Genomic DNA, 12,491 nt, shown 5'->3' with positions numbered 1-12,491 from the left:
TGACGCTCGGTCACAGCAGCGTGCGACTTCAGGCCAGCACTGGCGGCGTGACCGGTTCAACCGGCGACATCGCGCTGCGTCGAGCCGATAGCTCCGGCTGGGACTTCTGCAAATACGCGCCGATGATCACCAGCACTGTGGTCAGGCCGAGGGTTGAAAGCAGTTCCGCACGCTGGCCGGGGAAGGCCGCCATGATCGCGAATACAGCGAGGATGAAGCCGATGGTGAGGATCGTCAGATAGGGGAACATCCACATCCGCACTTCGAGCTTTTTGCCCTGCGCCACCAGTTTGCGACGCATGCACAGTTGCGTGACGGCGATCACCAGATACATCAAGAGCGCCAGCGCGCCGCTGGTGGCCAGCAAAAACTGAAATACCTGCTTGGGCAGCAGATAGTTGGCGGTCAGGGCCGTCAGTGCAGCAACCGATGTCAGTGCCACGGCCAGCAGCGGCACACCGTTGCGGGTGGTGTGTGACACTGCATTCGGTGCATCGCCGCGCCGTGCCAGTGAGTACGCCATGCGCGAAGCGGTGTAGATCGCCGAGTTCAGGCAACTGGTGACTGCCACCAGCACGACAATCCCCATGATCTGCGGCGCCCACGGAATGTTCATTGCGCTCAGCACCGCCTGATAGGAACCTTGCGCCAGATCCGGGTTGTTCCAGGGGATCAGGCACACCACCACAAACATCGAACCGAGGTAGAACAAGCCCAGTCGCCAGACCACCGCGCGAATGGCTTTCTTGATGTTGGCTTTCGGATCTTTGGATTCAGCAGCGGCGATGGTTACCACTTCGCTGCCCTGGAAACTGAACATCGCTGTCAGCAGGCCGGCGACAATCGCTACATTGCCGTTGGGCGCAAAACCGCCATTCGCCCAGAGATTGGAAATCCCGCTGGTCGATGAGCCCGGCAAAATGCCGAAGATCGCCAGCACGCCGAGAATGATGAAACCGACGATCGACACGACTTTGAACAGCGACAACCAATATTCCAGTGTGCCGAATGAACCGACGCTGAGGCTGTTGCACAGAATCAACGCAAACGTGACGCCGAAGGCGGCTATCCAGTGGGAAATGCCCAACCAGTCGCCGAGAATGTTGCCGGCGACGATCGCTTCGATGGCGATCACCAGAACATAGAACCACCAGTACAGCCAGCCGATGGAGAACCCGGCCCAGCGACCGATCGCCTGATCGGCATAGGAAGAGAACGACCCGGTGTCCGGCCGCGCGGTCGCCATCTCGCCGAGCATCTGCATGACCAGTACCACGATGATCGCGGCGCAGACATACGATATCAACACCGCCGGGCCGGCCGTGGCGATGGCATTGCTCGAGCCCACGAACAGGCCGGCGCCAATGACGCCGCCGATGGAAATCATCGTGACCTGTCGCCCTTTCAAGCCATTCCCTAGCTCGTTGTTAGCCTTGTCTTTGTCATCACGCATCGGCTTGTACCTCGAATGAGCGTCTTTATTATTGTCGTAGCGCCGCAACGACACGGCGATGGCCGTACCCTAAGCGCTCAGAGCATCGGGTATTAGCCCCAAACGGTTCAAAGAGGGTGTGAACTGTCGTCACAGGTATTGGCCATCTATGTAGGAGCTGCCGAAGGCTGCGATCTTTTGATTTTGTTCTTTTCTAAATCGGATTTAAAAGATCGCAGCCTTCGGCAGCTCCTACAGGGCCGGGGGCGAGGTTGAATTGCAGGCAAAAAAAACGCCCCGAACCAGTCGGGGCGTCAGTCTTGCGGCTCTGCGGTTAGCTTTGTATCCGATCCGCAGAGGCCGTTTGCTCAGTGAAGCAGTATCAGTGGAACTGTTCTTCTTCGGTCGAACCGGTCAGCGCAGTCACCGAGGACGAGCCGCCCTGGATCACGGTGGTCATGTCGTCGAAGTAGCCAGTGCCCACTTCCTGCTGGTGCGCAACGAAGGTGTAACCCTTGGCGGCGTCAGCGAATTCCTGCTCTTGCAGTTTCACATAAGCAGTCATGTCGTTGCGGGCGTAGTCGTGCGCCAGGTTGAACATGCTGTGCCACATGTTGTGAATACCGGCCAGGGTAATGAACTGGTGCTTGTAACCCATGGCGGACAATTCGCGCTGGAACTTGGCGATGGTCGCGTCGTCCAGGTTTTTCTTCCAGTTGAAGGAAGGCGAGCAGTTGTACGACAGCAGTTGGTCCGGGTATTCCTTTTTGATCGCTTCAGCGAAGCGACGTGCTTCTTCCAGATCCGGTTTGGCGGTTTCGCACCAGATCAGATCGGCGTACGGCGCGTAAGCCAGGCCACGGGCGATCGCTTGGTCGAGACCGGCGCGGACTTTGTAGAAACCTTCCTGAGTACGCTCGCCAGTCACGAACGGCTGGTCGTACGGGTCGCAATCGGAGGTCAGCAAGTCGGCAGCGTTGGCGTCGGTACGGGCCAGAATGATGGTCGGTGTACCGGCAACGTCGGCCGCCAGACGGGCAGCGGTCAGCTTCTGTACGGCTTCCTGGGTTGGCACCAGAACCTTGCCGCCCATGTGACCGCATTTTTTTACCGAAGCCAGTTGGTCTTCGAAGTGAACGCCAGCGGCGCCGGCTTCGATCATGCTTTTCATCAGCTCGTAGGCGTTGAGTACACCGCCGAAACCGGCTTCGGCGTCCGCTACGATTGGCGCGAAGTAGTCGATGTAGCCGTCATCGCCCGGGTTCTTGCCGGCTTTCCACTGGATCTGGTCGGCGCGACGGAACGAGTTGTTGATGCGCTTGACCACGGTTGGTACCGAGTCCACCGGGTACAGCGACTGGTCCGGGTACATGGATTCGGCGGAGTTGTTGTCCGCAGCAACCTGCCAGCCGGACAGGTAAATGGCCTGGATACCGGCCTTGACCTGCTGAACAGCCTGGCCACCGGTCAGGGCGCCCATGCAGTTGACGAAATCTTTCTCAGGACGGAAGGACGGCTTGGCGCCCTGGGTCACCAGGTTCCACAGCTTCTCGGCGCCCATCTTCGCAAAGGTGTGCTCAGGCTGGACCGAGCCACGCAGACGAACCACGTCAGCAGCGGAGTAAGTGCGTGTCACGCCTTTCCAGCGCGGGTTTTCAGCCCAGTCTTTTTCGAGGGCTGCAATTTGCTGTTCGCGTGTCAGTGCCATGGAGATAAACCTCGTCGCGTCTTTTATGAAAAGTTGTTCTGCGGTGGAAAATTCCTGCGCTCGCTGACCAGAAGCTTAGGTGGTCAAGTCGGGTCTGACGGGGAAGGCGACGGGATGAACGATGGGCTCGAGGGGAAGTGAGCAGGTAGTGGCGCACTGCAGAACATATTCGGGCGTCGTGGGCCTTTATACGAACAACAGCGTGAAGCCGGGTTACCTAAATACGCTTCCGTCCCTCGGGACAACTTCGTTCCAGTCGGCAACCTCGTCAAACACACCTTGTGGGCGGTACAGACACGAAGCGGCTCGCGGGGTAGGTGCGAACATCGCTTCGAAGGCCCTTGCCAGGGCCCCTGATTAGCGGGAGCGAGGCCATCATGCCTTCGCTTTTTTGCCTCGTCAAACGTTTTGTAGTGCTTTTTTTGAAGCACTACATCTTTCGTCTAATACGACTAATCAGTCAGTTTTCGGTGCTTTAGTCCAAGGTGTCGACTTTGACCCGCAAGGTCATGTCATCCCGACCTTGAGTCGAGTAGCTGCGGGTCAGGCCCTGTTTGTCAGCCTGGGTCTGGCTGTTGACGCCGGCGAGGGTGATCCACTCGCCAAGGCGTCCGGTGACGGTTGTGTCGGTACTTTGCACGTTCACTACATCGGAACGTTCCTGGCTCATCCGGTCACGGTTGGTGCTGATCGCCAGATGAACGGTGTCGCCAGTGACGCTGGCAGTGACGTAAAAACCCTGGGTGACGTTGCGGTATTGGGTATCGCTGTTGTAGCCGCCGTAGGAATCGCTCTGGACGTTGGTGATCGGCACGCTTTGCCCGACCTGGATCAGCGCCGGCGCGCCTTCGCTGGCCTGGATCTGTTGAACGCCGCCGTTACGGCTGGTCGTGCTGCGGCTGATGATGCGGGTCTGATTCGGCTGCCCACCGTTAATCGCATAACCTTCATCGCCACGCCCGTTGTTTTCGTTGGTGTCGACGGTGATCAGCAGGCGTTTGGGGGCGGTGTCGAGTTGCGTCAGCAGATCCTTGAGTTCCTGAATCCTGCCGGGCTCGGCGTTAACGATCAGTTGATTGCCGTAAGCGCTGACCTTACCGTCCTGGCCGAGAAAATCCTGCGCCACCGGCAGCATGTCGGCGCTGGTGTGGTATTTCAGAGGGACAACTTCTGTGGCTGCCATCACCGAAATACTGCAGCCGAGCAGCAAGGTGGTGAGCAGGGTGCGTAGGGACATATCCGTTATCTCCGCTGAATAGATTTCTGTAGGAGCTGCCGAAGGCTGCGATTTCTGGATCTTGCCCTTGCTCCTCAGCCCACGATATCAAAACGACGCCGCGTTTATTGTGTTGAAGCCTAAAAGATCGCAGCCTGCGGCAGCTCCTACAGGTTTGCTGTTGTTGCAGTTTGTCGGCTCGGGATGGGGCAAGTTGAATCGTAGACAGCAAAACGCCCCGGCATCGTGAGATGGCGGGGCGTTTTACATGATCGTTCCCACGCAGAGCGTGGGAACGATCATGGCGGGGTTCAGACCGAATGCCGAACCATATCGACATGCGGGATCCCGGCCTCGAGGAATTCCTCGCTGACCAGGCTGAAGCCCAGGCGCTCATAGAACGCCGTGGCCTGCACTTGGGCGCTGAGCATCTGTTGCTGCAAGCCGCGCGCTTCGGCTTCGGCAATGACCGCTTGCATCAGCGCATCACCAACCTTCATCCCGCGCCAGTCTTTCAGCACCGAAACACGACCAATGTGCCCATCGGGCAACAATCGCGCAGTACCAATCGGAAAGTCGCCTTCGAACGCCAGAAAATGCACGGCGGTCGCGTCATCCGCGTCCCACTCAAGCTCGGGCGGGACCGATTGTTCGGCGATGAACACCGTTTCACGAATGCGCCGGATCTCGGCGATATCCTTCTGCCAGTCTGCGACACGAACGCGAATTTTATTCATCAGCAAACCCCAGGCTACCTTGCTTGACCAGTTCGCACAGCAGGCCGCGGCCGTCTTCGTCGTTCAGCCACTCGCCGAGATTGTCGGCGTGCAGGGCATCGGCGGCGCAGATCAGCTTCAGCAGTTCGCGCAGTTTGCCCGGCAGGTAACGGCTCTGGCCGCTGGCGAACAACAGCAGGTCGTCATCGACTTCGGACCACGCCAGACGCGCGCTTGGATTGCGGATCAGCACGGCGCCATCTTGCAAAGCGCTGAGGAAATCTTCCTCTTCGACGTCTTCCGGGCCGACCACCAGTTCCGGGTAGCGCGGCTCGGTCATGTATTGGCCAAACCACGTCAGCAACAGACGTTCGTCACTCATGTGTTCGGCGAGCAGGCTCTTCAAACGATCCAGTGCATCGTGCTGGATTTGATGCGGGTCGGCCGCTGGCTTGGCGTCGGCATCGGTGTAGCGCTCTTCGTCAGTCAGGAACTGGCTGAGGAAGTCGGTGAAGTGGGTCAGCACCTCAGCGGCGCTCGGCGCGCGGAAGCCGACCGAGTAAGTCATGCAATTGTCGACCGCGACGCCGCAATGGGCCAGACGCGGCGGCAGGTAGAGCATGTCGCCCGGTTCCAGCGTCCACTCTTCGGTTTCGTGGAATTCAGCAAGGATGCGCAGATCCGCGTGTTGCAGCAGCGGGCTTTCGGAATCGCACATCTGGCCGATTTTCCAGTTGCGCTTGCCGTGGCCCTGCAGCAGGAATACATCGTAGTTGTCGAAATGCGGGCCGACGCTGCCACCCGGCGCGGCGAAGCTGATCATCACGTCATCGACGCGCCAGCTTGGCAGGAAGCGGAAGTTTTCCAGCAGCTCGCTGACTTCCGGCACGAATTGATCGACTGCCTGAACGAGCAACGTCCACTCTTTTTCCGGCAATTTGCTGAACTCGTCTTCAGCGAACGGGCCGCGACGCAATTCCCAAGGGCGCTCGCCATGCTCGATGACCAGACGCGATTCGACTTCTTCTTCCAGGGCCAGGCCGGCCAGTTCGTCGGCGTCGATCGGGCTTTCGAAGTCAGGAATCGCCTGACGGATCAGCAGTGGCTTTTTCTGCCAGTAGTCGCGCAAGAATTCGCGTGCTGTGAGGCCGCCCAGAAGTTGAAGAGGAATATCGGAATTCATATGTAACCTATTGAAAAAAAGCACTTTTCAGACGGGAATAAAAACGCCCGGCGCGGCCGGGCGTCTCAAACGGGGCAAACGGTCGATCAGATGCGTTTGGCTTGTGCCACAGCGTTGCCGATGTAGTTGGCCGGAGTCAGTTGCTTGAGCTCGGCTTTGGCTTCGGCTGGCATGTCCAGGCCATCGATGAAAGTCTGCAACGCTTCAGGGCTGATGCCCTTGCCACGGGTCAATTCTTTCAGCTTTTCGTACGGGTTTTCGATGTTGTAGCGGCGCATCACGGTCTGGATCGGCTCGGCCAGCACTTCCCAGCAAGCGTCGAGGTCAGCGGCGATCTTCTGCTCGTTGAGTTCGAGTTTGCTGATGCCTTTGAGGCTGGCCTCGTAAGCGATCACGCTGTGAGCGAAGCCGACACCGAGGTTGCGCAGTACGGTGGAGTCGGTCAGGTCGCGCTGCCAGCGGGAGATCGGCAATTTGCTCGCCAGGTGCTGGAACAGTGCGTTGGCGATGCCCAGGTTGCCTTCGGAGTTTTCGAAGTCGATCGGGTTGACCTTGTGCGGCATGGTCGACGAACCGATTTCGCCAGCGATGGTGCGCTGCTTGAAATAACCCAGGGAGATGTAGCCCCAGATGTCGCGATCGAAGTCGATCAGGATGGTGTTGAAGCGCGCGATCGCGTCGAACAGCTCGGCGATGTAGTCGTGCGGTTCGATCTGCGTGGTGTACGGGTTGAAGCCCAGACCCAGCTCGTCTTCGATGAAGGCGCGGGCGTTGGCTTCCCAGTCGATCTGCGGGTAGGCCGAGAGGTGCGCGTTGTAGTTGCCGACGGCGCCGTTGATCTTGCCCAGCAGTGGCACGGCGGCGACCTGAGCGATTTGACGCTCGAGACGGTAAACCACGTTCGCCAGTTCTTTACCCAGCGTGGTCGGCGACGCCGGCTGACCGTGAGTGCGCGACAGCATCGGCACGTTGGCGAAACGGATGGCCAGTTCGCGGATGGCGTTGGCGGTCTGACGCATCAGCGGCAGCATCACGTCGTCACGGCCTTCGCGCAGCATCAGGGCGTGGGACAGGTTGTTGATGTCTTCGCTGGTGCAGGCAAAGTGGATGAACTCGCTGACCTTGGCCAGCTCCGGCAGCTTGGCCGCCTGCTCCTTGAGCAGGTATTCGATCGCTTTGACGTCGTGGTTGGTGGTGCGCTCGATCTCTTTGACGCGCTCGGCGTGCTCCAGCGAGAAGTTTTCAGCCAGTTCATTGAGAACGGCGTTGGCCTCGGCAGAGAAGGCCGGCACTTCAGGGATGCCAGCGTGAGCGGCCAGGCGCTGGAGCCAACGCACTTCAACCAGAACGCGCGCACGGATCAGGCCGTACTCGCTGAAAATCGGGCGCAGGGCCTGGGTTTTGCCGGCGTAGCGGCCGTCAACAGGGGAAACCGCAGTGAGCGAAGAGAGCTGCATGGGGTGTTCTCGGACAGTCGGGCAACGAAATGGGGCGCGTATCATACATGAAAAAATCCGCCGGTCCGTCGCCAACTGACCGGCGTATTACGCGTTACAGACTACAAAGCCTTCATGACGCGGCGTTTACTCGCTGCGCATCAACGGATAAAGCTCTTTAAGCAACTTGCGGCGGCTGATCACCAGCTGCCAGCGATGACCACCGAGCTGACGCCACAGGCGCGCCGAACGGATGCCCGCGAGTAGCAGGGCGCGGATCTTCGAGGCGTTGCTCGGCTGTTGCAGGTTGCGCATGTCGCCGTGCACCTGAATACGCTGGCGCAAGGTGCTCAAGGTGTCTTGATACAGCGCGCCGCAGGCAGCCACAACATTCTCGTGGGCCGGGCCGAAATGCTCGACCTGCGATTGGATCTGCGGCAGACGCTTGCCGATCGTGTCGAGCATGTCGTCACGCTTGGCCAGCTGCCGCTCGAGACCGAGCATCGACAGGGCATAGCGCAGCGGCTCGCGCTGCAAGGTGCTCGGATCGCGTTCAAGAGCGCCGATCAACGCGCGGTAACCTTCGCGCAAATTGAGGTCGTCGCCGCCGTAGACGTCCAGCGTGTCCTTTGGGTCGCGCACCAGCAGGCTGCCAAGCATGCAGCTCAGGCCGGCTTCGCTGGTCTGGCCGGTCTTGGCGATGCGGTCGACCAGCACGGCGGCGAGAAACACCCCGCCGAGGGCCGTCAGTTGCTCCTGGGTCGGACTCATGCCTGGCCGCTCCACGGCTCGGCGACTTCGATCACGCCGCCGCCAAGGCAGATTTCACCGTCGTAGAACACCACGGACTGGCCCGGCGTCACCGCGCGTTGCGGTTCGTCGAACACCGCGCGGTAGCCGTTGGCGGTTTGTTCCAGGGTGCAGGCTTGATCGCTCTGGCGATAACGCACTTTCGCCGTCAGGCGCAGCGGCTGGCTCAGGTCGACCGGGTTGACCCAGTAGATTTCCGAGGCGAGCAGGGCGCTGGAGAACAGCCACGGGTGGTTGTTGCCCTGACCGACGATCAGCTCGTTGGTGTCGAGATCCTTGCGCAGCACATACCAGGGCTCATCGCCAGCGTCTTTCAAACCGCCGATGCCCAGGCCCTGGCGCTGACCGATGGTGTGGTACATCAAGCCGTGGTGGCGGCCGATGACTTCGCCTTCGGTGGTTTTGATCTCGCCGGGCTGGGCTGGCAGGTATTGCTTGAGGAAATCGCTGAAACGCCGCTCGCCAATAAAGCAGATCCCGGTGGAATCCTTCTTTTTGGCGGTAGCCAGTTCGTATTTCTCGGCGATTTCGCGCACTTGCGGCTTTTCCAGCTCACCGACCGGGAACAGGGTCTTGGCGATCTGTTCGCCACCGACGGCGTGCAGGAAGTAGCTCTGATCCTTGTTCGGATCGAGGCCCTTGAGCAGTTCGGTGCGGCCGTCGATGTCGCGGCGGCGCACATAGTGGCCGGTGGCGATCAGGTCGGCTCCAAGCATCATCGCGTAGTCGAGGAACGCTTTGAACTTGATCTCGCGGTTGCACAGGATGTCCGGGTTCGGCGTACGCCCGGCCTTGTACTCGGCGAGGAAGTGCTCGAACACGTTGTCCCAGTACTCGGCGGCGAAGTTGGCGGTGTGCAGCTTGATGCCGATCTTGTCGCAGACAGCCTGGGCATCCGCCAGGTCGTCCATGGCGGTGCAGTATTCCGTTCCGTCGTCTTCTTCCCAGTTCTTCATGAACAGGCCTTCCACTTCATAACCCTGCTCGATCAGCAGGAGTGCGGAAACGGAAGAGTCCACGCCGCCGGACATGCCGACAATGACGCGCTTCTTGGATGTGTCAGAAGGGGCTGGATCACGCATAGGGATTCAATGAGTGTCTTGAAAAAGGACGCGATTCTATCAGGCTCACGGCCTCAAGGCTAAAGAGAAGGGCGGATCAATTCGAGGCTGAAGTGATGACCGGCCAGGTAATCGTCGATGCAGCGGATGATCAGCTCGCTGCGCCAGTTCTCGCGTTGAGCCATTAATTCGTCCCGGGTCAGCCACTTGGCGCCGAGAATGCCGTCATCGAGTTGGTAGTCCGGGTGGTGCTGGACGGCTTTTGCGCTGAAGCAAACGCGCTGATAAGTCACGCCGTTGCTCGGGGCGGTATACAGATAAATGCCGATAACGCCGGTGGGCTCGACGTCCCAGCCGGTTTCTTCGAGGGTTTCGCGCACCGCCGCGTCGAACAGGGTTTCGTCCGGATCGAGATGGCCGGCGGGTTGGTTGAACACGTTACGCCCGGCCTTGTGTTCTTCGACCATGAGGAAACGGCCATTGTCCTCGACGATGGTGGCGACGGTGATGTGGGGGAGCCATTCCATGAATCATCCTCTCTAAGTCTTCGGAGCATTGAAGATCAAAAGATCGCAGCCTTCGGCAGCTCCTACAAGGATCAATGTAGGAGCTGCCGAAGGCTGCGATCTTTTAATCTTGATCAGAAACACAAACCCCGGCACTTGGCCGGGGTTTGTTTGACGCGTTACAACCTTAAACCAGCGCAGCGATCGCCGCGTTGAAGGTTGCGCTTGGGCGCATGGCCTTGCTGATCAGCTCGGCATTGGCGTGGTAGTAACCGCCGATGTCGACTGGCTTGCCCTGAACGGCGTTGAGCTCGGCAACGATGGTTGCCTCGTTCTCGGTCAGGGTTTTTGCCAGAGTCGCGAACTGTGCTTGCAGTGCAGCGTCTTCAGTCTGGGCTGCCAGGGCCTGAGCCCAGTACATCGCCAGGTAGAAGTGGCTGCCGCGGTTGTCGATGTTGCCGACTTTGCGCGATGGCGACTTGTTGTTGTCGAGGAACTGGCCAGTGGCCTGATCCAGGGTTTTCGACAGCACCAGCGCTTTCGGGTTGTTGTAGTTCACGCCCAGATGCTCGAGGGAAGCGGCGAGGGCGAGGAACTCGCCCAGCGAATCCCAGCGCAGGAAGTTTTCTTCAACCAGTTGCTGCACGTGCTTCGGCGCCGAACCGCCGGCGCCGGTTTCGAACAGGCCACCGCCGTTCATCAGCGGCACGATCGACAGCATCTTGGCGCTGGTGCCCAGTTCCATGATCGGGAACAGGTCGGTCAGGTAGTCGCGCAGTACGTTGCCGGTCACCGAAATGGTGTCCTTGCCTTCGCGAGTACGCTGCAGGGTGTACTTCATGGCATCGACCGGCGCCATGATCTGGATGTCCAGACCGCTGGTGTCGTGATCCTTCAGGTAAGCCTGAACCTTCTCGATCACCACGCCATCGTGAGCGCGCATCGGGTCGAGCCAGAAGATCGCTGGCGTGCTGCTGGCGCGAGCGCGGTTGACGGCCAGTTTGACCCAGTCCTGGATCGGCGCGTCTTTGGTCTGGCACATGCGGAAGATGTCGCCGGCTTCAACAGCCTGTTCCATCAGCAGCTTGCCTTTGCTGTCGGTCACGCGAACAACGCCGTCAGTCTTGATCTGGAAGGTCTTGTCGTGCGAGCCGTACTCTTCGGCTTTCTTCGCCATCAAGCCAACGTTCGGCACGCTGCCCATGGTGGTCGGATCGAAAGCGCCATTGGCTTTGCAGTCTTCGATGACGGCCTGGTAGATGGTCGCGTAGCAACGATCCGGGATCACAGCCTTGGTGTCGTGCAATTGACCGTCGGTGCCCCACATTTTGCCGGAGTCACGGATCATCGCTGGCATCGAGGCGTCGACGATGACGTCGCTCGGCACGTGCAGGTTGGTGATGCCTTTGTCGGAGTTGACCATCGCCAGCGATGGACGAACGGCGTAGACCGCAGCGATATCCGCTTCGATCTGCGCTTGCTGTTCGGCCGGCAGGGCCTTGATGCGCGCATACAGATCGCCGATGCCGTTGTTCAGGTTGAAGCCAATCTGGTTCAGTACGTCGGCATGCTTGGTCAACGCATCTTTATAGAACTCGGCAACGATCTGGCCGAACATGATCGGGTCGGAAACCTTCATCATGGTCGCTTTCAGGTGAACCGAAAGCAGCACGCCTTGAGCCTTGGCGCTTTCGATTTCAGCAGCGATGAACGCACGCAGGGCGTTTTTGCTCATCACGGCGCAGTCGAGGATCTCGCCGGCCTGAACGGTGGTTTTTTCTTTCAGAACGGTAGCGCTACCGTCTTTGGCGATCAGTTCGATCTTCACAGCGTCAGCGGCGTCGATCAGGGCAGCTTTTTCGCTGCCGTAGAAATCGCCGGTGCTCATGTGAGCGACGTGGGACTTGGAGTCTTTGGCCCAGGCGCCCATTTTGTGCGGGTGCTTGCGCGCGTAGTTTTTCACCGACAGCGGAGCGCGACGGTCAGAGTTGCCTTCACGCAGAACCGGGTTCACGGCGCTGCCCTTGACCTTGTCGTAACGCGCCTTGGCGTCTTTGTCGGCATCGCTGGTTACGGTTTCCGGGTAGTCCGGCAGGTTGTAGCCCTGCGCCTGCAGCTCTTTGATCGCGGCTTGCAGCTGTGGCACCGAAGCGCTGATGTTCGGCAGCTTGATGATGTTGGCTTCAGGCGTAACGGCCAGGTCGCCCAGTTCGGCGAGGTGGTCGGCTACGGCTTTGTCGCCCAGTTGCTCGGGGAAGCTTGCCAGAATGCGCGCTGCAAGAGAGATATCGCGGGTTTCCACGGCGATATCGGCCGAGGCGGTGTAAGCCTCGATGATCGGCAGCAGGGAATAGGTGGCGAGGGCAGGAGCTTCGTCGGTGAAGGTATAGATGATCTTCGAGCGGGTGGGCATATTCGGATTA

Annotated in this window: 10 protein-coding genes; all 10 read right to left on the bottom strand. The window is 59.5% G+C overall.

Features of this window, described 5'->3' with window-relative positions; genetic code table 11:
- Nucleotides 1–28 precede the first annotated feature (28 nt).
- The 10 genes from EL257_RS16765 to EL257_RS16720 all read right to left on the bottom strand — a co-directional run bounded on the left by EL257_RS16765 (nucleotide 29) and on the right by EL257_RS16720 (nucleotide 12,481).
- Nucleotides 29–1,453 (bottom strand): amino acid permease, encoded by a 1,425-nt coding sequence (locus tag EL257_RS16765; protein ID WP_126364491.1) that lies wholly within the window; start codon nucleotides 1,451–1,453, stop codon nucleotides 29–31.
- 361 nt (nucleotides 1,454–1,814) lie between these two features.
- Entirely contained in the window at nucleotides 1,815–3,140 is a 1,326-nt protein-coding gene (gene aceA / locus EL257_RS16760) for an isocitrate lyase (RefSeq protein ID WP_016775277.1), read from the bottom strand.
- A gap of 475 nt (nucleotides 3,141–3,615) precedes the next feature.
- Nucleotides 3,616–4,377: a secretin N-terminal domain-containing protein gene (locus EL257_RS16755; RefSeq protein ID WP_126364489.1), complete on the bottom strand. Its 762-nt coding sequence runs from the start codon at nucleotides 4,375–4,377 to the stop codon at nucleotides 3,616–3,618.
- 290 nt (nucleotides 4,378–4,667) lie between these two features.
- Nucleotides 4,668–5,093, bottom strand: a complete 426-nt coding sequence (locus EL257_RS16750) for a GNAT family N-acetyltransferase (RefSeq protein WP_126364487.1) — start codon at nucleotides 5,091–5,093, stop codon at nucleotides 4,668–4,670.
- The gene (locus EL257_RS16745; protein WP_126364485.1) at nucleotides 5,086–6,255 is read right to left on the bottom strand and encodes a cupin domain-containing protein; all 1,170 of its coding nucleotides are present in this window, start codon (nucleotides 6,253–6,255) and stop codon (nucleotides 5,086–5,088) included. Before EL257_RS16745 ends, EL257_RS16750 begins: the two co-directional genes overlap by 8 nt.
- 86 nt (nucleotides 6,256–6,341) lie before the next feature.
- Nucleotides 6,342–7,712: an adenylosuccinate lyase gene (gene purB, locus EL257_RS16740; RefSeq protein ID WP_126364483.1), complete on the bottom strand. Its 1,371-nt coding sequence runs from the start codon at nucleotides 7,710–7,712 to the stop codon at nucleotides 6,342–6,344.
- A 126-nt stretch (nucleotides 7,713–7,838) separates the two neighbouring features.
- Nucleotides 7,839–8,462: a high frequency lysogenization protein HflD gene (hflD, locus tag EL257_RS16735; RefSeq protein WP_122854414.1), complete on the bottom strand. Its 624-nt coding sequence runs from the start codon at nucleotides 8,460–8,462 to the stop codon at nucleotides 7,839–7,841.
- A complete protein-coding gene (gene mnmA / locus EL257_RS16730) occupies nucleotides 8,459–9,583 on the bottom strand; it encodes a tRNA 2-thiouridine(34) synthase MnmA (RefSeq protein ID WP_126364481.1) in 1,125 nt (374 codons plus the stop codon). Before mnmA ends, hflD begins: the two co-directional genes overlap by 4 nt.
- Nucleotides 9,584–9,642: 59 nt before the next feature.
- Nucleotides 9,643–10,089, bottom strand: coding sequence for an NUDIX hydrolase (locus EL257_RS16725; RefSeq protein ID WP_126364479.1), 447 nt, complete (start codon nucleotides 10,087–10,089; stop codon nucleotides 9,643–9,645).
- Nucleotides 10,090–10,255: 166 nt separating this feature from the next.
- Nucleotides 10,256–12,481, bottom strand: coding sequence for an NADP-dependent isocitrate dehydrogenase (locus EL257_RS16720; RefSeq protein ID WP_126364477.1), 2,226 nt, complete (start codon nucleotides 12,479–12,481; stop codon nucleotides 10,256–10,258).
- Nucleotides 12,482–12,491: the final 10 nt, after the last annotated feature.

It is taken from the genome of Pseudomonas fluorescens (assembly GCF_900636825.1).
Lineage (GTDB): Bacteria > Pseudomonadota > Gammaproteobacteria > Pseudomonadales > Pseudomonadaceae > Aquipseudomonas > Aquipseudomonas fluorescens_BG.
Note: the sequence above shows the minus strand (reverse complement) of the source record. Positions and strands in the feature narration are given on the sequence as shown.

What these genes read in the sequence shown, in the direction of transcription:
- hflD (WP_122854414.1), bottom strand. Translation starts at nt 8,462, where the DNA reads ATGAGTCCGACCCAGGAGCAACTGACGGCCCTCGGCGGGGTGTTTCTC.
- EL257_RS16750 (WP_126364487.1), bottom strand. Translation starts at nt 5,093, where the DNA reads ATGAATAAAATTCGCGTTCGTGTCGCAGACTGGCAGAAGGATATCGCC.
- purB (WP_126364483.1), bottom strand. Translation starts at nt 7,712, where the DNA reads ATGCAGCTCTCTTCGCTCACTGCGGTTTCCCCTGTTGACGGCCGCTAC.
- EL257_RS16745 (WP_126364485.1), bottom strand. Translation starts at nt 6,255, where the DNA reads ATGAATTCCGATATTCCTCTTCAACTTCTGGGCGGCCTCACAGCACGC.
- EL257_RS16755 (WP_126364489.1), bottom strand. Translation starts at nt 4,377, where the DNA reads ATGTCCCTACGCACCCTGCTCACCACCTTGCTGCTCGGCTGCAGTATT.
- EL257_RS16765 (WP_126364491.1), bottom strand. Translation starts at nt 1,453, where the DNA reads ATGCGTGATGACAAAGACAAGGCTAACAACGAGCTAGGGAATGGCTTG.
- EL257_RS16720 (WP_126364477.1), bottom strand. Translation starts at nt 12,481, where the DNA reads ATGCCCACCCGCTCGAAGATCATCTATACCTTCACCGACGAAGCTCCT.
- EL257_RS16725 (WP_126364479.1), bottom strand. Translation starts at nt 10,089, where the DNA reads ATGGAATGGCTCCCCCACATCACCGTCGCCACCATCGTCGAGGACAAT.
- aceA (WP_016775277.1), bottom strand. Translation starts at nt 3,140, where the DNA reads ATGGCACTGACACGCGAACAGCAAATTGCAGCCCTCGAAAAAGACTGG.
- mnmA (WP_126364481.1), bottom strand. Translation starts at nt 9,583, where the DNA reads ATGCGTGATCCAGCCCCTTCTGACACATCCAAGAAGCGCGTCATTGTC.